17 protein-coding genes and 16 tRNA genes are annotated in these 23,929 nt (G+C 43.3%); 5 read left to right on the forward strand and 28 right to left on the reverse strand.

Annotation, left to right across the window (positions count from 1 at the left end; translation table 11 throughout):
* Positions 1 to 5: 5 nt before the first annotated feature.
* Genes NSQ55_RS26000 through NSQ55_RS26010 form a run of 3 tightly spaced genes read right to left on the reverse strand, consistent with a single transcriptional unit; the run spans position 6 to position 5,720 of the window.
* Positions 6 to 2,519 carry an ABC transporter permease gene (locus NSQ55_RS26000; RefSeq protein ID WP_248549721.1) on the reverse strand — a complete coding sequence of 838 codons (2,514 nt, stop codon included), beginning with the start codon at positions 2,517 to 2,519 and terminating at the stop codon, positions 6 to 8.
* Positions 2,520 to 2,541: 22 nt separating this feature from the next.
* Entirely contained in the window at positions 2,542 to 5,043 is a 2,502-nt protein-coding gene (locus NSQ55_RS26005; RefSeq protein ID WP_339169773.1) for an ABC transporter permease, read from the reverse strand.
* Positions 5,044 to 5,054: 11 nt separating this feature from the next.
* Positions 5,055 to 5,720 (reverse strand): ABC transporter ATP-binding protein, encoded by a 666-nt coding sequence (locus NSQ55_RS26010; protein ID WP_076130305.1) that lies wholly within the window; start codon positions 5,718 to 5,720, stop codon positions 5,055 to 5,057.
* A gap of 349 nt (positions 5,721 to 6,069) precedes the next feature.
* On the opposite strand from NSQ55_RS26010, the gene NSQ55_RS26015 reads away from it, so the two are divergent.
* The 4 genes from NSQ55_RS26015 to NSQ55_RS26030 all read left to right on the forward strand — a co-directional run bounded on the left by NSQ55_RS26015 (position 6,070) and on the right by NSQ55_RS26030 (position 11,119).
* Positions 6,070 to 6,753 (forward strand): response regulator transcription factor, encoded by a 684-nt coding sequence (locus NSQ55_RS26015; protein WP_339169776.1) that lies wholly within the window; start codon positions 6,070 to 6,072, stop codon positions 6,751 to 6,753.
* On the forward strand, positions 6,750 to 7,787 hold the full coding sequence (locus tag NSQ55_RS26020) for a HAMP domain-containing sensor histidine kinase (protein WP_076130303.1): 1,038 nt from the start codon (positions 6,750 to 6,752) through the stop codon (positions 7,785 to 7,787). Before NSQ55_RS26015 ends, NSQ55_RS26020 begins: the two co-directional genes overlap by 4 nt.
* A gap of 102 nt (positions 7,788 to 7,889) precedes the next feature.
* Entirely contained in the window at positions 7,890 to 8,588 is a 699-nt protein-coding gene (locus NSQ55_RS26025; RefSeq protein ID WP_339169777.1) for an ABC transporter ATP-binding protein, read from the forward strand.
* Positions 8,585 to 11,119: an FtsX-like permease family protein gene (locus NSQ55_RS26030; protein WP_339169778.1), complete on the forward strand. Its 2,535-nt coding sequence runs from the start codon at positions 8,585 to 8,587 to the stop codon at positions 11,117 to 11,119. Before NSQ55_RS26025 ends, NSQ55_RS26030 begins: the two co-directional genes overlap by 4 nt.
* Positions 11,120 to 11,207: 88 nt before the next feature.
* On the opposite strand, the gene NSQ55_RS26035 is transcribed toward NSQ55_RS26030, so the two are convergent.
* The 9 genes from NSQ55_RS26035 to NSQ55_RS26075 form a co-directional block, all read right to left on the reverse strand.
* Complete coding sequence (locus NSQ55_RS26035; protein WP_076308850.1) at positions 11,208 to 12,038, reverse strand: MetQ/NlpA family ABC transporter substrate-binding protein; 831 nt, start codon at positions 12,036 to 12,038, stop codon at positions 11,208 to 11,210.
* A gap of 42 nt (positions 12,039 to 12,080) precedes the next feature.
* The gene (locus NSQ55_RS26040; protein WP_036685560.1) at positions 12,081 to 12,743 is read right to left on the reverse strand and encodes a methionine ABC transporter permease; all 663 of its coding nucleotides are present in this window, start codon (positions 12,741 to 12,743) and stop codon (positions 12,081 to 12,083) included.
* Positions 12,736 to 13,497: an ATP-binding cassette domain-containing protein gene (locus NSQ55_RS26045; protein WP_339174613.1), complete on the reverse strand. Its 762-nt coding sequence runs from the start codon at positions 13,495 to 13,497 to the stop codon at positions 12,736 to 12,738. The genes NSQ55_RS26040 and NSQ55_RS26045 overlap by 8 nt, the downstream gene beginning before the upstream one ends.
* Before the next feature lie 485 nt (positions 13,498 to 13,982).
* Positions 13,983 to 15,380, reverse strand: coding sequence for an ADP-ribosylglycohydrolase family protein (locus tag NSQ55_RS26050; RefSeq protein ID WP_076302375.1), 1,398 nt, complete (start codon positions 15,378 to 15,380; stop codon positions 13,983 to 13,985).
* 3 nt (positions 15,381 to 15,383) lie between these two features.
* Positions 15,384 to 16,340, reverse strand: a complete 957-nt coding sequence (locus NSQ55_RS26055) for a nucleoside hydrolase (RefSeq protein WP_076184827.1) — start codon at positions 16,338 to 16,340, stop codon at positions 15,384 to 15,386.
* A 40-nt stretch (positions 16,341 to 16,380) separates the two neighbouring features.
* A complete protein-coding gene (locus NSQ55_RS26060) occupies positions 16,381 to 17,319 on the reverse strand; it encodes an ABC transporter permease (RefSeq protein ID WP_036685567.1) in 939 nt (312 codons plus the stop codon).
* Positions 17,316 to 18,362: an ABC transporter permease gene (locus tag NSQ55_RS26065; protein ID WP_036685569.1), complete on the reverse strand. Its 1,047-nt coding sequence runs from the start codon at positions 18,360 to 18,362 to the stop codon at positions 17,316 to 17,318. The genes NSQ55_RS26060 and NSQ55_RS26065 overlap by 4 nt, the downstream gene beginning before the upstream one ends.
* Positions 18,355 to 19,917, reverse strand: a complete 1,563-nt coding sequence (locus tag NSQ55_RS26070; protein WP_076130297.1) for an ABC transporter ATP-binding protein — start codon at positions 19,915 to 19,917, stop codon at positions 18,355 to 18,357. The genes NSQ55_RS26065 and NSQ55_RS26070 overlap by 8 nt, the downstream gene beginning before the upstream one ends.
* Positions 19,918 to 20,034: 117 nt before the next feature.
* Complete coding sequence (locus NSQ55_RS26075) at positions 20,035 to 21,174, reverse strand: BMP family ABC transporter substrate-binding protein (protein WP_339169782.1); 1,140 nt, start codon at positions 21,172 to 21,174, stop codon at positions 20,035 to 20,037.
* A gap of 327 nt (positions 21,175 to 21,501) precedes the next feature.
* Here NSQ55_RS26075 and NSQ55_RS26080 point away from each other — a divergent pair, with 327 nt between their 5' ends.
* Positions 21,502 to 22,257 carry an AraC family transcriptional regulator gene (locus NSQ55_RS26080; RefSeq protein ID WP_076130295.1) on the forward strand — a complete coding sequence of 252 codons (756 nt, stop codon included), beginning with the start codon at positions 21,502 to 21,504 and terminating at the stop codon, positions 22,255 to 22,257.
* Positions 22,258 to 22,393: 136 nt separating this feature from the next.
* Here the strand turns inward: NSQ55_RS26080 and NSQ55_RS26085 are convergent.
* From NSQ55_RS26085 to NSQ55_RS26160, 16 genes are all read right to left on the reverse strand, one after another.
* Positions 22,394 to 22,472, reverse strand: a tRNA-Leu gene (locus NSQ55_RS26085).
* Positions 22,473 to 22,486: 14 nt separating this feature from the next.
* Positions 22,487 to 22,560, reverse strand: a tRNA-Cys gene (locus tag NSQ55_RS26090).
* A 9-nt stretch (positions 22,561 to 22,569) separates the two neighbouring features.
* A tRNA-Gly gene (locus tag NSQ55_RS26095) sits at positions 22,570 to 22,644 on the reverse strand.
* Between the two features lie 6 nt (positions 22,645 to 22,650).
* Positions 22,651 to 22,725, reverse strand: a tRNA-Gln gene (locus NSQ55_RS26100).
* 19 nt (positions 22,726 to 22,744) lie between these two features.
* Positions 22,745 to 22,820, reverse strand: a tRNA-His gene (locus NSQ55_RS26105).
* A 43-nt stretch (positions 22,821 to 22,863) separates the two neighbouring features.
* Positions 22,864 to 22,939, reverse strand: a tRNA-His gene (locus tag NSQ55_RS26110).
* Between the two features lie 23 nt (positions 22,940 to 22,962).
* A tRNA-Trp gene (locus NSQ55_RS26115) sits at positions 22,963 to 23,036 on the reverse strand.
* A 6-nt stretch (positions 23,037 to 23,042) separates the two neighbouring features.
* Positions 23,043 to 23,128, reverse strand: a tRNA-Tyr gene (locus NSQ55_RS26120).
* 5 nt (positions 23,129 to 23,133) lie between these two features.
* Positions 23,134 to 23,209: transfer RNA gene (locus tag NSQ55_RS26125), tRNA-Thr, on the reverse strand.
* Positions 23,210 to 23,237: 28 nt separating this feature from the next.
* Positions 23,238 to 23,313 (reverse strand) — tRNA-Phe (locus NSQ55_RS26130).
* 10 nt (positions 23,314 to 23,323) lie between these two features.
* Positions 23,324 to 23,401 (reverse strand) — tRNA-Asp (locus NSQ55_RS26135).
* Between the two features lie 25 nt (positions 23,402 to 23,426).
* A tRNA-Met gene (locus NSQ55_RS26140) sits at positions 23,427 to 23,503 on the reverse strand.
* A gap of 17 nt (positions 23,504 to 23,520) precedes the next feature.
* Positions 23,521 to 23,596: transfer RNA gene (locus NSQ55_RS26145), tRNA-Val, on the reverse strand.
* A gap of 55 nt (positions 23,597 to 23,651) precedes the next feature.
* Positions 23,652 to 23,726: transfer RNA gene (locus NSQ55_RS26150), tRNA-Glu, on the reverse strand.
* An 18-nt stretch (positions 23,727 to 23,744) separates the two neighbouring features.
* Positions 23,745 to 23,837 (reverse strand) — tRNA-Ser (locus NSQ55_RS26155).
* A 3-nt stretch (positions 23,838 to 23,840) separates the two neighbouring features.
* Positions 23,841 to 23,916: transfer RNA gene (locus NSQ55_RS26160), tRNA-Asn, on the reverse strand.
* Positions 23,917 to 23,929 lie beyond the last annotated feature (13 nt).

Below are 23,929 nucleotides of genomic sequence, written 5' to 3' on the forward strand. Positions count from 1 at the left end.
CTTTATCAAAAAACCTCGCTCCGTAATCTTTCAATAATAGTCTTCTTAGATATGCTGTGGTAACACAAAACGGGTACTACAATAGAGACCAGCATAAAGGGGATTATACTAAGTAAAATAGGGGTTAATGTAAAAGCCCAAGTAAAATAATCAAGTTCTGCTCCCATTGCGGGTACTAGGGTAGTATTTGCCAAGCTTCCTAGCACAATCGAAAACATCAGCCCTAGGAAGGCATACCCGCCCCCCTCAAAGATAAGCATTTCTTTTACCTGCTTATCCGTCATGGCTATTGATTGCAGCATGGCAATTTCTCGTTTTCTGGTTAAAATAGAAGTTTGCATGGAATTTATGAAATTCAGAATCCCAATAACACCTAGCAGAATACAAAATGCACCTCCTACCACCTCATACATAAAGATTAAACTACGAAAGGTTTCTCTAGAAGTATTCTTCGAATAGAAATCCAATCCGGTATCCGTATGTAAGCAATAGTCCTCCAGCCATTTTTCTGTCTGAGTTAAATGTTCATCATCTACGTTAAAGATTGTATACATTGGCAGCATAGAATCTGCATGGGCAAGCAGTTCATCCGAAGGCAACAAATACTCTAATCCTATATCATAATATGCCACTGAGTGAATAGCTCCCGGAAAATCAACAATGGCAAGCACTTCATATTCCTTTTCCTTTCCGTTTCCAAAACTCACTTTAACTTTATCTCCCGGATGATAAATGCTGCTTGTACCATCTAGGAATTTCTTACAGTTAGTAACATAGATTCCCTCTCCGTTCTCCCAGCGTTTTTGATCCAAAGCTCCTTCCTTTACTTGAATCATCTGTGCCGGCCACTCACTGAAACCAAATGTATTCACTATTGATCTCCGTTTCACCATTTCCTGAGAACTCAGAAATTCCTCTTGGTCCTTTTCATTCATCAAGCCGACTTCTCTTTTCAGCGCAGACATTGCCTGATCACTTAAATTTTGTGTTAAAGGGAGTACATAAACATTACCGCTATTTTCAAGCCCGTCCAATGACTCTACTTGTTTTATGAACTCATTGCTTACACCGGAAGTATCAAATGGAGGCGAATTATTTATGATCGAAGTATCAGCAACCGTAAAGTCCGAAACAGACTGAAACTCAATGAACTTATTAAAATCAAAAGAATGCACAAGACCATAAGTACTATTAAGAATAACCAAACTAAGTGTAAAAGAAAACGTGACGATGATCACTTTTCGGGGGTTCCTCTTTAAATTAGCCATTGCTAGACGAACGGATGTTATTGGTTGAGCTTTTTTCTTTTTTCTTCTTAGTTCTCCCGCCTGTTTTCCTTCAACATAACTTAGAGCTTCTATTGGAGAAACCCTTGATGCAACCTTTGCTGGCCCTAAGCAACTTAATAACACTGTGCAGAGGCTGAATATAGCGGCAATAGCAAAAATAAGCGGGTGTACACTTGTTACGACGCGCATATCTTCACCAAAAATATCGATAATAGCCGGAACAAGAAAACGACCGATCGTCCAACCTATCACTAGTCCAAAAGGAATACCGATACAAGCAAGATATATTGCCTTATAACGAACCATTCTTTTGATTTGTTTTGAGGTTGTCCCAATGACTTTTAATAAACCATAAGATTTAATTTCTTGTGCAATTGAAATATAGAATATATTGTAGATTAACAAATATCCAGCTAAGAAAATCACTGTGATTACAAGGAAACCTAGAAGTATATTTTGAGGTTCAGATCCTAGAATATCATAAGAAGCGTTAACAGTTATTTGACCATCAAAATCACTTCTGCTGGCAAGTTGTTCAGATTTCGTTTCAATATCCCACGTATTCGAAAACCAAAATTGACTGTTGATATAGCCTGAGTACACATTGGGACGGTTGTTCCATGGTTCAGTTGCCACAGGAGCTATTAAATCTGCATATTCACGAGAAAGCCAAATATTTTGACGCCAAGAGAGCGGATTTCCATCCCAAATTCCACAAACGGTAAAGGTATCTGTTATTGTTTTTTCATCTGTTTTGAAGGTTAACGAAATAGATTGACCTAATGTATGGGGAAGACCCAGCGCATCCAATACCAAGGTGCTTACACTTATGTCTTTCTTTTGCTGTGGCATGTTTCCAAGCTGTGGTAAGCTATACGCCCATTTTGCATACTTTTCCTCACCATATCTCACTTCTGTAGGTAACTTAGAAAAGGCAGCCCCCTGTGCATCACCGATAAGAACCGAATAGGAGATGTCCTTAATCATTAAATCTGAAGAGACTCTTTTATACTCAGGCATAGACATTTGATGAAATCCACCATGAGCATTGCTCCCCGCGATTCTCATCTTGTTGTCTTTCATTGACTCTAACAAACTCCCTGCAATAGTAAATACACTGGTGAACATAATCGCAGCCAAGGCTATTGCCAGAATAGCAAAATAATTTTTGCTAGATTTAAGAGAGCGCTTTGCCAATTTTTTCATAGTTTTTCCACTATTGTGTTTCAAAGTTCCCACCTCCCTTGCATTATTATTCCGCTTGTCTTAGCTGTTCAATAACACTTGAACGGGAAATAGATTTGTACAACAAACCAGGAATTATAGAACAGATCAACAAGACAACCCCCGAATATATGATTAAAGAGGTAACCGGATATCTAAACACTCCATAGCCTATATATTCATGCAATATATTAAAGACCAGATAACTAATGCCACTACCCACTATTAATGTAAGAACAAAAGCAATTAGAGCAAACCATATTCCTTCAAAGGTGATCAGCCATTTAATCTGCTTCTTCGTCGCGCCAATAGATGCTAGAACAGCAAACTCCTGTTTTCTGGATACAATGCTTACTAATATAGTGTTAATAAAATTCAAAACACCGATGCTGCTTAAAATGATAATGATAACAATAGAAAGATTGGAAAAAGACTGCTTTAAGTCAGCAAACGCTTTTGCCTGTTCAATTTTTGAGGTGCGTGAAATGCTGCTGTCTCCGCTTGTAAGGAGTTTGACCTCATTCAACACATCCTGTTCTTTTCCTTTTTGCGCATTAATCTTAATAGAGTAAATCACAGCATCAGAATGATATTTGTTGATAACATTATTTGACACAATTAGCCATGGAGCAGCACCACTATTCATAGCATCACGTTCAAACGTCATTTGACCGCCAATTTTCACCTTATAGCTCTTGTTGTTGTCAATTACCGTAAAGGGTATCTGTACACCTATTGGAATGCCATTCCCATTAATATCAGTTACCAATGCTATCTTCCCTTTGGAAAAGTCGCTTAAATTAATCGGGTTCTTAGCAGTACGGTTATACTCCTCCAGTTTTTTATCATCAATGCCGATCAATAAACCCCAAAAGTTAGTTTTAGGATCTTCTTCATAATGTTTTTTATCTCTGAGTTCCTCATTCACACCTGCACGAAATTCATTGTAATTTCGCAGCCACTCACCATGAGTACTATCTGAATAATGCTGGAAAATAGATACTACCGTCGTTCGTTCGAGTTCACGGATCCCGTTTACTGCGGAAATTTGCGACAGCAACTCAGGAGTAAAGTGCTGCTCCTCTGTTGGATTAAAACTGGCTCTGGTCATTTGGTTATACATAGCAATGTCGTATTTAACCTCTGCATTGATGTATTCCTCCGCACTGAAGGATTTTAGAAATGTGGAAAGCACCACAAGTGCAGTGCTGCCTAAGAAGAGCGTTAACACAACAAAAAGCAATCTTTTTTTACTACGGAGTATATTTTTTAACGACATATACGGTATTTTCGCGCCATGTCTACCTCTTGATTTTTGTTTTCCGGATTGTGTATCAGTATGTTTCGACGCTTCCATCGGAGAAATTCTCCCTGCCTTCTTTGCAGGTGCTCTATAGCTTAAAAATAGAGTTAACGCTGAGAAAAATAGGGCCAAGAGCAATACCCATAAGTTGACTTGCCTATCTATGGATGAGAAACCCTCATACGAAGATAAGGCAAGCGGCACTACGTAAAATGAAAGCCCCCATCCCAACAGCATCCCCACAGGCAGGGCAAAAAAGGCTACTTTAGCAACACTGTAATAGACAATTTGCTTGATTTGCGCACTAGTCATTCCCAGCATTTTCAGCAGCCCATAAAATCGTACGTCTCGAGTAATAGAGATATACGCAACGTTGAAAATAATAAGGTATCCATCAAACATAAAAAACAAAACCATTATTACTGCAACCAGTGAATCCTTGACATTCATATTCAATTTACCGTCATATGAAGGAATCAACTGCTGATTTCCATCCAAATCAATGGAGGCTCGAATCTGCTCGATTTTATCGTGATAATGTCTGGTATCTTTAAATAATAACCCTACAAGATTCGGCACTTCCTGCGGATGTTCTCTTAAAAATGTTTCTGAAAAAAAGACAATTCGATTGTTTTCAGAATTGATATTTGCCGTGTCCTCATAGAATCCAGACAGAGTAAAGGGAAGGCTCTGAACCTCTGCGTCGCCGTTTTTTGAAATATCACTGATAGCAACAGACAATGAAACCTCCATTCCAGTCTGCGGCTTTGAGTATCCCAACCTATTCAACAGCCATGTTGACATCATGATTTCATTGCCTTTAGCAGGATAGGTACCCTGCATATTATCTACAAGTGATCCGCTATATTCCTCCCAATTTGTAGAACTGATCATCTGTATATCAATCCCAGCCTGTCCCTTATTATTGACAAGTGATCCCATTTTGGTTTGAATATTCATTTCAGGCTTTAAAATATCAAATTTACTTAATAAATCTAATTGATTCTGTGTTGGACGACTCAAAATAACATTAGCACTTGTCCCGGTTTCTTTCATTTCTTGATGTTTAGATAATTTCAAGTAACTGTAAAATGTGCTGCAAGCTGCTGTAATCAGAATGGTCGTAAGAATGATGGCGCATGCCAATATAATATTTCTGGTTTTGTTTGCCTTATAGTATCTCTGAAATAATTTTCGGATGACGGATGAAGAATGATTTCTATACATTTTTTCCCTCTCTAATCCACGATTTTCCCATCCTCCATACGGAGAATCCGATCAGCACGCAAGGAAATTTCGTTGTTATGTGTAATCATAATGATTGTTTGATTTAGTTGGTGACTAGTCATTTCCAGCAGCTTGATTACCTCTTCACTTGTTTGACTATCCAAATTTCCAGTGGGCTCATCGGCAAGGATAATAGCGGGCTTCATCGCTAAAGCCCTTGCAATTGCTACACGCTGTTGTTGGCCCCCAGACAAATTGTTGGGTAAATTATTCAGCTTCTCCTTCAGTCCTAACATCCTTACAATGATGTTCACATACTCCTTATCCACCTTGTTTCCATCAAGTTCAATCGGCAGAACGATATTCTCGTAGACATTAAGTATCGGCATTAGATTATAATTTTGAAAAATGAACCCGATATTTTTACGTCTAAAAATCGTAAGCTGATCACTGTTCATCTTTGACAGTTCTTTCCCATTCACTTCTACGGTGCCAGAGGTAGGATTATCAAGGCCCCCGAGCATATGCAGTAGCGTAGACTTACCGCTGCCGGAAGTCCCAACGATAGCCACAAATTCACCTTGCTCCACACTCATTGTTATGCCATCCAACGCTTTGACAGGGTTTGGTTCACTACCGTAATACTTTCTCAAGTCGTTAGCTTTTAATATACTCATGCACAACCCCTCTATTTCTTTAGAATATCTGATTCTTCATGTGTCATACCGTCGTGAAATTTCTTGCAATACCAATAACTAGAATAAATAGTGTATGCTTCGACATTTTTTTCCAAGATCAATGTTATTCCAAAAATTTACTATTTTATATAAAAAAATTCGTTTACAATGTTTTTTTTGAGGACTATACTAACTATTTGTTCTAGAAAATTACATTTAATATACAATAAAACATTTTTAAAGATTATAAAGAAAAGTCCACTTTCAACTGTCTACTAAATAAAAATCTCGCTTTCGAATAAATCCCGAGAATGTATAATGATCAAATAAGAAACGAAGGAGAATTACTATGAACATACTGATCGTTGAGGACGACCGTAGTTTAAATAAAGGGATCGCTCTCACTCTTTCTCAAAACAATGTCATGATCCATCAAGCCTACGATATTGCCGCGGCGGAGCATATTTTCACAGTTAACCCTATTGATCTCATCATTCTGGACATCAATCTGCCAGACGGCAGTGGGCTGGATTATTGCGAGCAACTTCGCAAGATCTCACGCGTACCCATTATTTTTCTAACCGCCAATGATATGGAGTCCGACATTATCACCGGTTTTGCATTGGGGGGCGATGACTATATCACCAAACCATTCAGCCTAATGGTGCTTCGCGCCAGAGTAATGGCAGTGCTCAGAAGAACGGAATCGCTAGGGACTGGAAAAATAACATTGGGTCCGTTAGAACTCGATTTTGAGAAACTGGAGTACAGCAAAAATAAACAATCGCTCCAGCTGAGCAAAACTGAGCAAAAACTGTTGCGGCTGCTGGTGACGAATACGGGCAATATTTTGACCCGAGAACAGCTGATAGACAAGATCTGGAGCAAGGATGCCGAATTTGTGGATGAAAACGCATTGACAGTAGCCATCAAACGGCTGCGTGCTAAACTTGAGGATGACCCGGCAGCGCCCAAATATATCAAGACCATCTACGGACTTGGATACATGTGGACTGAAGGGCAAAAACCATGAAAACCAATAGCCCACCTGCTAATTTCAAGCAAATTCATAGGCTCTTTTTACTGATCATCCTTATACTAGTGGCCTGTTTTATCGGCAGTATAATGTTTCTGTACGGGTTCGACCCCACTCTGCTCCAACTGACTTCTCTATTTATCATCTGTATATTAGCGACAGGAGCCGTATGGGTCTGGTTATGGAACCGCCAGATCGCAATCTATATACAGACCTTGGATACTGCGATTGAACGGGCTATACATGACCTGCCGCCACTCACTAACTATGAAGAAACCGCTCTGTCTTCGATGGAACATAAACTAAAGCGGTATATAGGGATGGCTAAGGCGAATGAACGAAATATCCAAACAGAGAAAAACAAAATAAAAGAGCTGATCTCGGATATCTCCCATCAAACCAAGACCCCCCTCTCTAATATCATGGTATTCAGTCAGTTGCTCGAAGAGATGCCCGGACTAAATGAGAATGTCCGGCACTACATACAGCATATTAAAGCGCAGTCAGATAAGTTGGATTGGCTGATTCAGTCTCTAATCAAATTATCACGTTTGGAAACAGGAATGATCTCCCTACAGCAGATTGAGGCGAAACCGCTCATACAAACTCTGACGCAGGCTTTATCCCAGATTTATGCACAAGCGGAAAACAAACAAATTACGATCAATATTGACTGCGGGACACACATCTTAGCCTGCCACGATGTCAAATGGACAAGTGAAGCACTATTCAACCTGCTCGAGAATGCTGTGAAGTACACACCGCATAACGGACAAATTTCCGTTCTTGCTGAAAGCAACGAGATGTTCACCTGTCTCCACCTTACCGATACTGGACTTGGAATCCCCAGCGAAGAAATCCCTCACATCTTTAAGCGGTTTTACCGAGGAAAGCAAGCGCGTGAATTCGAGGGGGTCGGCATCGGGTTGTTTTTGTCCAGAGAGATTATCACGGCGCAAGGCGGCCATATCAACGTCATTTCTGAAACTGGAAAAGGTACAACTTTCTCTGTTTACCTGCCCCAGCGCTGAAATAGAATGTGTCATTATGGTCAGAATTCAGACACTCTCCTGTCAGATTGATTTGCTACCCTTAAATCATGGACAAACAGATCTCATTGGAGGGGAAGAGTTATGCCGATTCTACAGACTGAAAATTTAAAAAAACACTATGGAAAGGTTGGCGCAAGCGTTAAGGCTTTGGACGGTATATCACTGTCAGTGGATAAAGGGGAGTTTGTCGCCATTGTCGGCACTAGCGGCAGCGGCAAAAGCACCCTTCTTCATATGCTTGGTGGATTAGATCGGGCAACAGAGGGCAAGGTTTACGTGAACGGGAATGATATTTTTGCGATGAGTGATGAGAAGCTGACCATTTTTCGGCGCAGATCGGTGGGGTTTGTTTTTCAGAACTACAATTTGGTACCCATACTAAATGTGCGGGAGAATATTGTGCTGCCCATTGAACTAGACGGTGGCAAAATTGACGAAACTTATCTTGATCTAATCATCCGCACTTTAGGCTTGCAGGAAAAGATGAATACTCTACCTTCTAATCTGTCTGGCGGACAGCAGCAACGGGTGGCAATAGCCAGAGCATTGGCGACCAAACCTTCAATCATCTTAGCAGATGAACCTACAGGTAATCTGGACAGCAAAACAAGCCAAGAAGTGCTGATTTTACTTAAACAGATGAGTGAAAAATTCAACCAAACCATTGTGATGATCACACACAATGAACAAATTGCTCAAACTGCTGACCGTATTATCCGTATTGAAGATGGCGTCATTTTCACTGGACAACTCCGTAGCTCCGGAGTGAGCCAGCCATGATCAGCACGAATAACCATAAGACCATTGCTACTTTAGCCAAAAAAAGCCTCAAAGCCAACCGTGCTCGCAATTTCACTATCATCTGTGCCATCGTACTGACTACGCTTTTGATCACCAGCGTGTTTACCTTGGCGCTCAGTATTAACAAATCGATGCAACGCGCACAAATGCAGACTACCGGCAGCGATTATCATGGAAGCTTCAAATATCTGAATCCTGCCGAGTTGGAGAAGCTGAAGAATCAACCATCCATCAAAGAGTATGGCGTCTTCCTTAAGGTTGGCGATATAAGCACCAGTCTGTTCAAGAATCACCGGGTAGAGGTCCTTCGAATTGACGAGAATTATGCCAAACACGGTTTTATCAACTTTATAGCCGGCGGACTGCCCTCCCAAGAGAATGAAATCGTCCTAAATACTTGGGCGCTTGACTTGCTAGGAGCAAAACATGAGTTAGGCCAGACTGTGAAGCTGGATATAGACATTGGTGAAAAAGTCATAAGCCAAGACTTTAAGCTCTCCGGATATTACGAAACCGATCAAAATTTGGCGATGTCAGGATTGGCTTTTGTATCCGAAGCATTTACACAGAAGAACATTTCCCATATTGACCCGGACATCTCTGAGGCAACGGGTTCTTATGTGAACACCGCAGGTCTAGGGGTGATGTTTAATAATTCTTATAATATTGAACAGAAGGTACAAAAGATTTTGACGGACACCGGCCTGGATGTACCTTATGGTGTCAATCCGGCTTATACAAGTGTTTCTCTCTCCGATAATCTACTGAATATCATTCCTTATGCAGTTGTCATTCTTATCACCATGCTGAGCGGCTATTTACTAATCTACAATATCTTTTTTATTTCCGTCGTGCGGGATGTCAAATTTTACGGGCTGCTAAAGACCATCGGTACCACACCCCGACAACTGAAAAAGATCATCTCCATTCAGGCCCGGTCACTTTATCTCGTCGCATTGCCTTTTGGATTGGGGTTCGGGTATCTGCTAGGTCTGCTGATTCTCCCTATGGCCTCCTCATTTTTAAACGGTTCTACTGATAATGTCTATTCTGCTAGCCCGTGGATATTTATTGGTGCAGCAGCATTCTCGTTTATGACAGTATGGATCGCCGCAAGCAAACCGGGCCGAATGGCTTCGCGAACCTCGCCGGTAGAGGCTGTAAAATTTGCCGGAGTCAGCAGCGGTGGAAAACGGAATGCCAAAAAATCAAAACATGGCGCAAAACTTCACAACATGGCGTTCTCCAACCTGTTCAGAAGCAAAAAGAAGCTGATCCTGATGCTCTCTTCACTCTCCTTGAGTATCATCTTGTTCAGTACCATTTTTACAGTAATTTCCTCACTGGATGTGAATAAATATCTACGTGCCTTTATCTCCGGTGATTTTGTGGTTCAGAATGAAGTGCTAGTCAGTATTACAGGACCTCGAGACGGTGATCCATATAAGCTTTCAGAGGAATTCGCCAACAATCTAAGTAAAATTGACGGTGTAGAAACTGTTGATAAGGTTTACCACAGATATGTTCCATCTCCTGTCGATGATGCTGTCCGGGCTATTTTGGAGCCAATGGCAGCTGCTGACCCACATCCTTATCTTCTCTCCACTTTAGATAAGGGGGGGATGGTCTACAATCATTTATATGGATTAGATCCGGGCTGGTATGATCTTGTGGACAAGGATATTATTGAAGGGGAGTTTAACAGGCAGAAGTTTGCTTCAGGAAAATATGCGGTCATATCTGAGGCCATGTTTATAGAAGAAGATAGCTACCGCACCTATTATCATCCTGGAGATACAGTCACTTTCGAGAAGTCGGATAAATCTTATGAAGTGATGGCAGTAGTAAAACATGATGCAGTATATGCTGCCACAACAAAATCTTACTCTATGTTAGGTTACAACATCTTCCTCCCTGCTTCGGAGCTGCAGAAGGAAATGCCGAAGGGTACAGATCCAGCCAATATCGTTTCAGCCACACTACATGTCGATCCGACTAAGCTGGACCAGGTAGAACAAGTGGTCAAAGCTTTAACAGATTCAACTGATGAATTAACTTTAAAATCAAGGGAGGATTACAAGGATGAGCTCGGTGGATTCATTCGCATTTTTCAAACCGTCGGGTATGGGCTTAGCCTGGTCATTGCTCTAATCGGGGTGCTGAATTATATCAACACTGTACTCACCGGGGTAGTCTCCCGCCGGAATGAACTTGCCATGCTGGAGAGTATTGGCATGACCAAAAAGCAGCTAAAACGTATGCTGATCCTTGAAGGATTCTACACCGTTTTGCTAACCGTCCTCATAACCTCAACATTAGGTGTATTGCTGACCTATAACCTTTCCAAAAGCATCACGGATAATATGGCCTTTATGGTATTTCAGATGAGTTGGCTGCCGTTTATCCTCACCGTTCCTATTTTGTTAATTCTCGCTTACACAGTGACACTGAGAGCCTATAAAACGTTATCCCAAGCATCCATTGTGGAACGGCTGAGAGAAGCCGAGTAATGTAAGACACACCTAAATACTCCTATTACAAAAAGGGCAGCCCGGTAAATATCGCCGGGCTGCCCTTTTTTATAGATCCATATTCAGCTTATTTAAACGCAGGCAACGCAATATCCGCGTAATTATCCTCAAGGAACTTTTTCACTTCAGGACCGCTGATCCGTTTAGCCAGCTTTTGAATGGCGTCAGAGTCCTTGTTATCTTCACGTGCCACCAAAGTAATTGTGAATTCGGAATCTTCGCCTTCCGTAATCAGTGCATCTTTCTTCGGTGTCAATCCTAGTGGGCTCGCATAAGCAGGAGTCATGGCTACCAGATCGCCATCATCAAGCATACGGGCCAGCATTAAGAGATCGACTTCTTCAAACTTGAATTTTTTTGGATTTTCAGTAATGTCTGCTTGTGTGGCTTGAATGCCTACGCCTTCTTTTAGCTTAATAAGATCAGCTGCAGCGAACATTTGCAATGAACGGCCGATGTTAGATGGATCATTAGCCATTACAAGCGTAGCCCCTTCAGGAAGATCAGCTATAGTCTTATAACGTTTGGAGTATCCGCCATAAATAGCGTCATAAACAGGCTGTACCTCTACCAGATTAGAGCCTTTGCTTTCATTATATTGCTTCATATAAGGAACGTGTTGGAAAAAGTTAGCGTCTACTTCTTTATTAGCCAACGCCTCATTAGGCTGCACATTATCAGAGAGAACAACGATCTCCAGATCAATGCCATCTTCCTTCAGGAGCGGCTTCACAATATCCAGAATTTCTGTCATAGGTGGGATCAGTGTAGCGATCTTTAATTTGGTTAACTCATCATTACTACCTTTTGCAGTATTGTTCTCGGCTGCTTTATTAGAGCCACAACCCGCTACGACCAATACCATTAATGTAAGCACAAGTATCATTGATTTTTTCATTAGTACTACTAACCCCCAGTTTATATATTGAACTATTTTGTATTACCGCTTATCCAACAGCCTTGCGATAGTCCCCCCGGTGAACTGAACCAATTGGACTAATACAATCATCACTAGAATGGCATAGATCATCACTTCCGTCTCAAAACGCTGATAACCATAACGGATAGCGAAATCACCAACCCCTCCCCCACCAACAACTCCCATCACGGTCGAGAAGGAGATAAAGCTAATTGTAGAAGTAGTAAGTCCAAGGACTAGACCCGAACGAGCTTCCACATACAGAAATTTAAAGATCAAGCCCAGCTTCGAGGCTCCCATCGATAATGCTGCTTCAATGACCCCTTTAGGAACCTCCAGCAACGACTGCTCCACTAACCGAGCATAATAGGCAATAGCGATTATAGATAATGGAACCGCTGCTGCAATCGTACCAATGGCGGTCCCGACCAGGAAACGAGTGACTGGAATTAGCGCAACGACCAGCAGCAGGAACGGAAAAGAGCGGATAATATTAACGATACTGTTGAGCACCAGAGACAACGTTGTATTCTCATAAAGCTGCCCTTTTCGGAAAAAAAACAACAAGGTACCCAGTGGAAGCCCCAGCAGCACGGCCGCTCCAACAGAAATACCAACCATCACAAAGGTTTCACCAATCGAATCCCACATCTGTGCCTGATATTGAAGTACACTATCAAACATGATCTTCCCCCGCTTTACCAAGAATCTGATCGCGGTATGTCCCGGTACTGGCTGCCGCTGGACGGAATTCACCGTCTTCACGAGAGAACGAATCTACAATGCGCCCTTTTTCCATCACCGATACATGAGTACATATGCTTTTAACAACATCCATCTCATGCGTAACAATGACAACCGTTACTCCAAGACTTGAATTCACATGCTTCAGCACGTTCAAGATATCTGTAGTGGTTCCAGGGTCCAGGGAGGACGTTGGCTCGTCACACAGTAATATTCCCGGACTGTTCGCTAGCGCGCGGGCAATCGCAACACGCTGACGTTGTCCTCCGCTGAGCTGTGCCGGATATTGTTTTGCCTTATCTGCCAGTCCAACAAAATCCAGACACTCCTTCACACGCTTCATTCGTTCATGCTTTAGGACATCTGCCAGCTCCAGCGGGATCGAAACATTCCGCTCTACAGTGACGTTATAAACAAGATTAAATTGTTGAAAGATCATTCCAATCTTTTGCCTTGCTTTACGCAGTGCTTTACTAGGCATTTCGGTCAGGTTGTGGCCATCTACGGTAACCGTTCCCTCATCCGGCTGTTCCAGAAGATTCATCAGTCGCAGCAGCGTAGATTTCCCCGCACCACTCTCACCAATGATCCCATGAATGGATCCCTGCTTTACCTCCAGCGATACCTCATCTACAGCCTGATAGATGCCTTCCTTCAGCTTGTACCCTTTACTTACCCGACTCAGCGACAGTATTAGAAGCTCCCCCTTCCTTTCCCTTATATAATGAACCTCCATCAAGTGAGACATTGTATTACAATTTTCTAAAATCTGTTTTATTAAAAATCTCCTTAAATAATAAGACATTTCTTCTGCTGTGTCATCATTTTTCTTTAAATGATATACCAGGAAGGTTGATGAAAACCTAAACCCCCTTTATACCGGGCTCTTTTTACACATTTATTAATAAAATAAAAAGGGTTAGCAAAGATAATCCTTCCCTCTTGAAATCATGATTCTCCTATTGCCCCACCACTAAACGCTCCACTGTTAATATAGCCATATTTGGTTTTTTTAAGTGTATGAAATGCAGTTAAAGCTACATTTGGTTCGTTGGAGTGTGATTAAAGACCTGCTGTTACACAAAAAAAGATGTCTAAGCCAATAGCTTAAGACATCCCATAATTCATATAGTAATCCCTGAATCCCTGATCTATCGAGTCCCATACTCGCTAAATCTTTTATGCCTTTTCGCCAAGCTCTCTGCGAATCTTCAAGAACACTTGGTAGCTGCGTTCCGCACATTCCGAAATCGCTATCGGATGAAATCCGGGCAGATCGGCATATAACGTATCGTGAAGCGGTTCGATCCATGAAGCCGGCAACTTACTTGCTCCAAGCTTCGCTCCCATAATTGAGCCCACAGTAGCCCCGTTACAGTCTGTATCCATTCCACCATATACGGAAGTGACAACTGTTTTTTCAAAGTCATTCCCGCCATAAACAAGCGACGCAGCTACAAGAGCAGCATTATTATTTGTATGGACTGCATCATAGTGGCTAAAAGTATCCCAAATGTTACGAACCAACTCCCGCTCACTTTTGGCCTTCTGCGCAATATCTATCCCCCGCAAAACATCACTGGCCAAACGACTGGTACGCGGAATCTCACTAAGGCCTATCTCTAGGATCCGTTCATTATCCTTCTCTGCAAAAGCTGCCGATATCATCGCCGCATTCAACATCTCACCGTAGATACCATTTTTCACATGTGAAAATGAAGCGTCGCGCCAGCCTAGTTCTGCCGCAAGCTCAGGATAACCTGCTGCGCCATAAGCCAGTCCATCTGCGCGTATAGCGGCACCAATCCACTCGCGGTAAGGGTTTAAGTGCATCCGCACTCTTTCCTGCCGCACCAGCCAATCCGCAGGCTTCTCGCCATGCAGATGAGAGGTCTCCTGCGCAAAATTCATATATGACTGTGTCTCCGCCGTGCACACCTGACTATATGTTAAATGTGTATGCCACAGCTTTCCGATATCCCAAGAATCCCAGTTCAGACCCTTCTGCTCCAGCAGCATAAGACCCAGGACAGTGTAGCGAATATCGTCATCGCTTTCCATATACTTGATCGTCTCGCGGGTACTCGCATATGTCCATTCACTTAAGCCAAGACCATATTCAGCCTCTGCCCGTGAATGCCCAGGCGTATAGCCAGTAATTGGCCAGGCGTCCGCACCCTGAAACCATAGCTCAATATTCTCCCAGCCCGAACGGCCATCTTTCCCATAGAGATAGTCCCAATACTCCAGCGGTTTCCCAAGTGCGCAGCCGACACTTCTACCGAGCCAGGCTCCATAGAACTTATCTCTCCATTCTGCCTCGCTCCAGTCCGCCTCAAGCTTACGTGGACCTTCTGGACGTAGTTGACGAATCTCCTCCAGAGAGGATGGCTCTTGATACGGAAAATCCTCACTAATCGTAAGCTCCATTAGCTCATTGTATACCTGCATCAGCTTGAGCTCATCGGCGCCAGCAGCCGCTAGCTTATCCGCGAACCCATCAATCTCGCAACCTTCTTCTCCACGCTGAGCAATTTCAAACTGCACGGTCTCTTGAAGTCTCTCCCATCCTGCCATAGGCTACTTCCCTTCAGCCGCTAGCAGCAGCTCTTGATCAAGCTTTTCCAGTGAATCAAAGATCAGCTTCATAAATGCTTCCCGGTCAACGCCCACCAATACTTGTACATTCGCTGGACGATCCGTCTTTTTCCGTCTGTCTGCAACTGTCATTCCCCGCGTCAGCTTGCCTTCGGTCTCCACCGTTACATATAGATGCTCAGATTCAAATAGTTCCGGATGCAGCAGCCAGGCAACAGCACATGGATCATGCAGCGCACTGCCGACATAGCCCATTTTTTTACCGTAAATCGAATAGAAATCCAGCAATTCTCCGACCATAGTAGACACTGGTCCCCGCTCTTTCAATGCTAGGATCTCATCTTCAAAAATAGCAGCCTTATCGGTCACATCCAGACCACTCATTGTGATCGGAATCCCCGACTCAAACACAATACGGGCTGCTTCAGGATCTACATAGATATTAAACTCCGCAGTAGAGGTGACATTCCCATACGAGATACCTCCGCCCATCAGTGAGATTTTTTCAATTCTGTCTTTAATCTCTGGATAAGCCGTGATTAGCAGTGCAATATTTGTTAAAGGAGCCATCGGCACAAGCGTAATCTTCTCCTCTGAAGAACGGATGATATTCAGCATAAACTCCACAGCACCCTGCTCTACAGGGCGAAATTTACTTGGGGGCAAAAGCGGGCCATCCATGCCCGATTCACCATGCGCTTCCTCACCTGTAACAAGCTTGCCGAACAGTGGGCCAGCAGCCCCTTTAGCTACAGGAATGTCAGCATTCACGAAACTGATCACCTTCAGAGCGTTTTCCGTGATTTTATCTAAAATTTGGTTTCCACCAACCGTTGTAATCCCGCGCAGATCTAACTTCTCCGAATTTGCTATGGCAAGCAGTATCGCTATTGCGTCATCATGCCCTGGATCGCAGTCAATAATAATAGGTGTTGGCATAGTTACTCACTCCTTGTCTGTGTATCAATCATTTCAATCGCTATTTAACTAGCGGGCTTTTAAGTTTTTTATTCTTTTTTCGTGTCTCAGATACTGCGTAGATCACAAGTCCAATTACTGTGGCTACATAAGGAAGAGTGGCGATTAGCTCCGCAGGAATCTTTAACACCTGTAGCGCATTCGACAATGCATCTGCAGTACCAAATAATAAAGAGGTCAGCGCCGTGCCTACGGTAGTACTTCTTCCCATCGACTCAGCGGCAATGGCAATCCAGCCCCGGCCAGCGATCATATCGCGGGTAAACAGTGACAAATACCCCATCGACATATAAGCACCGCCTAAACCGGCAAAAAATCCGCTAAGCAGCAAAGCCATATACTGTATTTTTACAACACTTACACCCACGGATTGAGCCGCATGTGGATTTTCACCCACTGAACGAATGCGCAGTCCAAGCGGTGTACGGTTTAATAGATAGTAGACAACAAACACAGCCAATATAGAAACATACGTCAGTATGTGATGCCCCGATAAAATAGGTCCAAGCACCGGGATATCCTTCAACAAAGGAATCTGGACACTAGGCAGAACTTTACTCGCCAGAGAAGTGGAAGAACCCTTGTCGCCACTAAGCAGATAGAGGATAAACACAGTGCCTCCCGAAGCGAACATATTAATGGCCACACCCCCGAGAATGATATGTGTTTTGAATTTCAGGGTGAAAAAAGCTAATATTCCAGCGATCAATGTTCCAGACAACACCGCCCCAAGCAGACCTACCCACGCGCTATGCGTATAGCTGCTTATGATGACACCCGCTAAAGCGGCAACAAGCATAATGCCCTCCATCCCAATGTTAATGATCCCTGCACGATTGGAGATAAGTGCGCCGAGCGCAGCGAACAGAATCGGAGTCGTCACGCGAAGGACAGAGAACGCAAAGTCAGTTGTAAAAATCACATCAAACAAACTGTTCACGCTTCCTTCGCCTCCTTCAAGAGCATCCGATTTTTCCAGAACTTCAGAAATTGCTCAGCCGAAATCAGAAGAATGATAATTGCCTGTATAATTGAGATCATCTCTGAAGGTACATCAGACAGACGAGCCATCATGTCAGCCCCAATTCGAATGTACGCTAGGAATAATGCAGAGCCGATTACGGACAGCGGATTATTTTTGGCTAACATCGCTACAAGGGCACCATCCAAACCATAACCAGGCAGTGACGTCCATTGGAAACGGTTATACATCCCCAGCACTTCTACGGAGCCCCCCATACCTGCGATAAAACCTGCAATCAAGTGGACGAGAATAATAACCTTGGCTGTCTTCATACCGGAATAACGGGCAAAGTCCCGGTTGATGCCTGTCATGCGCAGCTCATATCCCCATTTCGTTTTGTATAGGAATAGATGAGCTGCAATAATAAGCACGATAACGATAATAAGACCGGTATGAATACGGGTGCCCGAGACCATTTTACTCAGCAGTGCCGTTTTCTCGAATTTGTAGGATACATTGGCAAAAGCTTTAGCATCACGCAGATGATAGTTCAGTAGGTATAGCCCTACTCCGAACAAAATATTATTGAACATTAAGGATGTAACCAACTCATTAGCATTCCATTTTGCCTTCAGAATACCAGGTATTGCCGAGAGCAACGCTCCTACAATTGAACCTGCAGCAATAGCTACCATCGGATGCAGCCAGCCGTCCAGCGTTAAATGAATAGCCAATACGGAAGTTACAACACCGGAGAAATAGAAAATCCCTTCAGCTCCCAGGTTGAACATATTGGCTCGAAACAACAAGGATACTGCCAACCCAGTGAACATGAGCGGAATCGCCATCTCAATCACATTACCAATATGACCTTTACTGGATAACGGCTCTAATAGGAATATACCAATCGTCTTCACAGGCTGATTACTGACCAAAGAGATGATCAGAAAGGCAATAGCGAGTGCAATAACGATTACCGCCGATGTCCGAATGTACTCAAAATATTTAACTTTAAACATGATTTACGGCCCTCCCGATGTGCTCCTCGTCCTGCCGATGAATCCCCAGCATATAAAGACCTAATTCTTCCTCACTAACCTTAGATGGCTCCTCGAAAAAGGCAACAATCTTACCCTCGTACATTACTAACAGACTATCGCTGATCTCCAAGATCTCATTCAAATCTGCCGACACTAGCAAAATCGCGCAATCGTCTGAACGTAATTCCAACAACTTTTGATGTATGAACTGGGCTGCGCCTATATCCACACCCCGTGTCGGCTGTTCTGCAATAAGCAGCTGCGGTTCAGTCGAACACTCTCTAGCTACGACTACCTTCTGCATGTTACCACCTGACAACATTCCTATGGGCTGAGAAGGTCCTGAACAGCGGACTTTAAATTCCTCTACAAGGGATACTGCTAGCTTGGCAATTCGTGAGCCATTCAAAAAAAGACCTTTATTCATTGCTTTTGTACGATACTGAGTAGATAGCAGATTATCAGCTATGCTTGCTTCACTAGCGATCCCTTGCCGCATCCGATCCTCCGGTATATAGGAAACGCCTAGCTTACGAATATCCAAAATATCCGATTCACGGATATCCTTTCCCTTCACTAGTACAGAACCCTGACTTGAGACACCTCTCAAGCTACCTGTAAGAGCTTCAATGAGCTGTGTCTGCCCGTTACCTTCTACACCAGCAATCCCAACGATCTGCCCACCACGTACCGCAAAATTGATATCTGACAATAACGCTTTACCATCTGCATCATTCACACCGAGTCCCTGCACCGTTAGTACTGGCTCACTAACAGCCAGAATCTCTTTGTCATATTTCAGCACGACATCTCTGCCGACCATTAACCTCGAGATTTCCTGTTCTGTCACATCCTGTGTTTGAAAAACACCTTCACTACGGCCGCTGCGCATAATCGTAATTCTGTCGCAAATCGCTTTGACTTCCTTTAATTTGTGCGAAATAAAAACTATCGTATGCCCCTGTTCCCTTAATTGCTTAAGCTCGCGGAACAATTCCTCTGTTTCCTGTGGAGTCAACACCGCAGTTGGCTCATCAAGCACCAGAATTTTCGCACCACGCAGCAGCGCCTTAAGAATCTCAACCTTTTGCTTCATCCCAACTGTAAGATCCTCTACTTTTGCCTTTGGATCCACGGCCAGATTGTATTTCCTTGCGGTCTCTTCCGTCATGCGCACAGCCTCGGCATAATTAATGCCAACTCCTCTGCGCGGCTCCATACCCAGCACCATATTCTCTGCCACCGTAAAAGAAGGTACCAACATGAAATGCTGGTGGACCATGCCGATACCTCTATCAATGGCGTCCTGAGCGGATTGCAGCTTTACTTTTTCACCCTTGATATAGATCTCGCCTTCACTTGGCTCTTCCATGCCGAACATAATCTTCATTAAAGTCGATTTACCAGCACCGTTCTCACCTGCAATCGCATGTATTTCTCCCTCACGTAAAGAAAAATGCACGTCTTTATTTGCAACGACGCCATTGGGATATACCTTGGTAATTCCCCGCATTTCCAGCAGAGCTGTGTACATAGGTCTCAACGCCTTTCAACTTGGAGGTCTGCAAAAATATACAGCTGGAATTCCCCTGACTAGAAGAATCTCCAACTGTAGGTTTATCTCTATAGAGCTGATCTTAAGGTTTAAAGCTTAAGGCTTAACTGCGTTACGAATAGCTTCTACCTCTGCGGTTTCCATCCCCATCGCATTATCCACTTTAATTTCTTTATTGATCAGCTTTTGCTTCACTTCTTCAACCTTGGCCTGAAGATCAGCCGGGAATACATTTTTATAAATATCATTCTCAGCAATACCTACACCATCATCTACAAAGCTCAATACATCACGTTTGCCCATTTCTAGCGTACCCTCTTGCAATCTCTTCACTGCACCTAGAATAGCCGTATCAATCTTTTTAATAGATGAAGTAACGATTAGATTTGCTTTTTCACTATCTGTATCGTTAATCAACATTGCCTGATCGGAGTCTACACCGATTGCATATTTTTTCTTCTCTTTAGCTGCGTCAAAGATCCCAAGACCTGTACCCCCAGCCACGTTAAAAATAACATCCACACCGGAGTTATATTGAATTAGAGACAGCTCCTTACCTTTTGCCGGGTTAACAAAATCACCAGCGTACGACACAGCCACTTTTACATCAGGATCAACGTACTGAGCACCTTGAATGTAACCGACCAAGAAAGCATTAATCCCCGGAATATCCATACCGCCCACAAACCCAATCACATTCTCAGGGGTAGCATTCGGCATATCCGATTGTGTAGCTAATGCTGCTACTGCACCTGCCAAGAAAGATACTTCATTTGTCGCATAAGACATGTTGTACATGTTATCTGGTGCTTCATCGATGTCGGTATCATAATTAATGAATTTTTTGTCTGGATACAATTCTGCCGTTGCATTAAACATCTCTGTAATTTCAGAACCGCCAGAAATAATTACATCCCAATCCTCGGAAGCGATATCGTTAAATGTAGGCTCCCATTTCGTTTTATCAACGCCCATTTCAACAACCTTTGTTACTGCACCAAGTTCATCCTTAACCTTTTGCAAGCCGTTATTAGCGGAATCAAAAAATGATTTATCCCCAAGTGTCCCCGGAATCAGCAATACAACCTTGAGTTTATCCCCTGCACCTGTTTCTCCGCCTTCGTCCGCTTTGGATCCAGTATTCGTTGAAGAACCATTATTGGACGTGTTATTCCCACATGCTGTGACCAGAACCATCACCATTAATAACAACAAAGAAAGAACTTTTTTATTCATTACTCTATTCCACCCCTAATTTTAGTTGGTTAGTAATCCGCAGAATCCCATCTTCACCCATTGTATAATTCACGGTTCAAATGGAAATTCTCTTTTTTCCAAATAAAGTATCATTAAAAGTAATAAATTTAACGTTTAGGCTCAAAAATAGCAATAAAAATACCATTATTATTAATAATCCGCTTTATTTCCGAACGAGATGGCCAGTCAGGTTGCGAACTTTCGGATTTATTGATACGATCATAACAAATATTATTAAAAATAATTATATGATTTCGGTCATAGTTTTGTACGATTCGGCTAAAACATAAGTATTGGAGGATCATCATGGATCGTGTTCTATATATTGTAAGTGCCACACATGAGCTAAATACTTATATCCCTCCACACCAGCATGAATGCTACGAACTAGTCTATTATTTACAGGGGGTAGGGACAACCAATGTTGGCCCACGAAGTTACCATTTTCGCTCCTCTTCTTTCGCGCTTGTGCCACCCAATCATAAACATGACGAGCACCACCGTGAGGATGCAAATGTATTATTTGTAGGCTTCCACTCGGAACACCCTAATATGAGTAATCTGCTCGGCGTATATGAAGATGATAAAGATCAGACCGTTCTTCAAATCCTGCTGCGAATGAAAGCAGAGTTTACACGCAAGCAAGACGGATTCTCTGAGCTTCTAAACCTACAAATGAGCGAGATTACCGTCCATCTTATGAGGCTTCTTAGTGCCTCTGGATATCAATCCCCAACAGAAGATCGAGTACAATATGTCCTTAATTATATGAATGAGCATTATCGCCATAAATTGTCCGTCGAAACACTATCAGAAATGTCCGGATATAGTTACGATCGTTTTCGCCATCTATTTAAAGAACGTTTCGGGTCTTCACCCCTGCGGTATTTGCTGTTAAAACGCCTGGATTATGCAAAATCTTTATTACGTCATACTCAGATGCAAATCTCTGAAGTATCTGCTGCTGCAGGTTTTGTGAACGATGCCCAATTCTGCAATATGTTCAAACGAGAAATAGGTCTTACCCCGCGAGCATTCCGCATTAATAATCAATCAGGTTAATCACTAATCAGATTAAAAAAAGCCGTTGAAATAGAGAAACTCTCTATTCAACGGCTTACTGCTGTAAACCCAAGGACATAAAGAAAAAAGGTTTGTAAGATTGCTTATGAAAGCATTCTTACAAACCTTTTTAAGATACCGGCGAGAGGACTCGAACCTCCACGGTTTCCCACTCGATTTTGAGTCGAGCGCGTCTGCCATTCCGCCACGCCGGCACATATGAACTAAATGGAGGCGCCACCCAGATTTGAACTGGGGATAAAGCTTTTGCAGAGCTTTGCCTTACCACTTGGCTATGGCGCCATGAAAACTTGGAGCGGACGACGGGAATCGAACCCGCGACCCTCGCCTTGGCAAGGCGATGCTCTACCGCTGAGCCACGTCCGCATAAAATGGCTGGGGATATAGGATTCGAACCTATGAGTGACGGAGTCAAAGTCCGTTGCCTTACCGCTTGGCTAATCCCCAATAACATTTTAAAGTAAAATGGGGCGACTGATGGGTCTCGAACCCACGAATGCCGGAACCACAATCCGGTGCGTTAACCCCTTCGCCACAGTCGCCATATTAAGTTGATATTGTTGCCATTATTCATTTTAAAGTAAATGGGGCGGCCGATGGGTCTCGAACCCACGAATGCCGGAACCACAATCCGGTGCGTTAACCCCTTCGCCACGGCCGCCATATTAAACTTTAGAAAGAACTTGGCAGGGGCAGCAGGAATTGAACCCACACCAACGGTTTTGGAGACCGTTGTTCTACCTTTAAACTATGCCCCTAAAAACTGGTGGAGGATGATGGATTCGAACCACCGAACACTCACGTGAGCAGATTTACAGTCTGATGCGTTTGGCCACTTCGCTAATCCTCCAAGGATGGTGCCGGCGAGAGGACTTGAACCCCCAACCTACTGATTACAAGTCAGTTGCTCTACCAATTGAGCTACACCGGCATGGCACTCATTCTTTTGTGATGATAAATGGTGGCTCGGGACGGAATCGAACCGCCGACACGAGGATTTTCAGTCCTCTGCTCTACCGACTGAGCTACCGAGCCATGATGAAAATGGCGGAACCGACGGGATTCGAACCCGCGATCTCCTGCGTGACAGGCAGGCATGTTAGGCCAACTACACCACGGTTCCAAAAGATATAATTGCTTAAGTTAATTGGTTGCGGGGGCAGGATTTGAACCTGCGGCCTTCGGGTTATGAGCCCGACGAGCTACCGGGCTGCTCCACCCCGCGTCAGTAAGAAAGTGTTATGGTGGAGGCTGAGGGGATCGAACCCCCGACCCTCTGCTTGTAAGGCAGATGCTCTCCCAGCTGAGCTAAGCCTCCATAAACAACAATTGTTATTGTACCAAAGTCCACTAGGATAAATCAAGTGAAAATTTGGTGACCCGTATGGGATTCGAACCCATGTTACCTCCGTGAAAGGGAGGTGTCTTAACCCCTTGACCAACGGGCCATACTAATTAAAAATTTGTGGCGGAGAGAGAGGGATTCGAACCCTCGAGACGCTTGTGGCGCCTACACGATTTCCAATCGTGCTCCTTCGGCCAAACTCGGACACCTCTCCATATGGCTCCCCGAACAGGACTCGAACCTGTGACAACTCGATTAACAGTCGAGTGCTCTACCAACTGAGCTATCAGGGAATATTCATACCAG

The sequence above is a fragment of the Paenibacillus sp. FSL H7-0943 genome (assembly GCF_037963265.1).
GTDB classification, from domain to species: Bacteria; Bacillota; Bacilli; order Paenibacillales; family Paenibacillaceae; genus Paenibacillus_AQ; species Paenibacillus_AQ odorifer.

What these genes read in the sequence shown, in the direction of transcription:
- NSQ55_RS26055 (WP_076184827.1), bottom strand. Translation starts at nt 16,340, where the DNA reads ATGCCAACACCTATTATTATTGACTGCGATCCAGGGCATGATGACGCA.
- NSQ55_RS26035 (WP_076308850.1), bottom strand. Translation starts at nt 12,038, where the DNA reads ATGAAAAAATCAATGATACTTGTGCTTACATTAATGGTATTGGTCGTA.
- NSQ55_RS26030 (WP_339169778.1), top strand. Translation starts at nt 8,585, where the DNA reads ATGATCAGCACGAATAACCATAAGACCATTGCTACTTTAGCCAAAAAA.
- NSQ55_RS26040 (WP_036685560.1), bottom strand. Translation starts at nt 12,743, where the DNA reads ATGTTTGATAGTGTACTTCAATATCAGGCACAGATGTGGGATTCGATT.
- NSQ55_RS26015 (WP_339169776.1), top strand. Translation starts at nt 6,070, where the DNA reads ATGAACATACTGATCGTTGAGGACGACCGTAGTTTAAATAAAGGGATC.
- NSQ55_RS26025 (WP_339169777.1), top strand. Translation starts at nt 7,890, where the DNA reads ATGCCGATTCTACAGACTGAAAATTTAAAAAAACACTATGGAAAGGTT.
- NSQ55_RS26080 (WP_076130295.1), top strand. Translation starts at nt 21,502, where the DNA reads ATGGATCGTGTTCTATATATTGTAAGTGCCACACATGAGCTAAATACT.
- NSQ55_RS26050 (WP_076302375.1), bottom strand. Translation starts at nt 15,380, where the DNA reads ATGGCAGGATGGGAGAGACTTCAAGAGACCGTGCAGTTTGAAATTGCT.
- NSQ55_RS26005 (WP_339169773.1), bottom strand. Translation starts at nt 5,043, where the DNA reads ATGTATAGAAATCATTCTTCATCCGTCATCCGAAAATTATTTCAGAGA.
- NSQ55_RS26020 (WP_076130303.1), top strand. Translation starts at nt 6,750, where the DNA reads ATGAAAACCAATAGCCCACCTGCTAATTTCAAGCAAATTCATAGGCTC.
- NSQ55_RS26075 (WP_339169782.1), bottom strand. Translation starts at nt 21,174, where the DNA reads ATGAATAAAAAAGTTCTTTCTTTGTTGTTATTAATGGTGATGGTTCTG.
- NSQ55_RS26010 (WP_076130305.1), bottom strand. Translation starts at nt 5,720, where the DNA reads ATGAGTATATTAAAAGCTAACGACTTGAGAAAGTATTACGGTAGTGAA.
- NSQ55_RS26065 (WP_036685569.1), bottom strand. Translation starts at nt 18,362, where the DNA reads ATGTTTAAAGTTAAATATTTTGAGTACATTCGGACATCGGCGGTAATC.
- NSQ55_RS26070 (WP_076130297.1), bottom strand. Translation starts at nt 19,917, where the DNA reads ATGTACACAGCTCTGCTGGAAATGCGGGGAATTACCAAGGTATATCCC.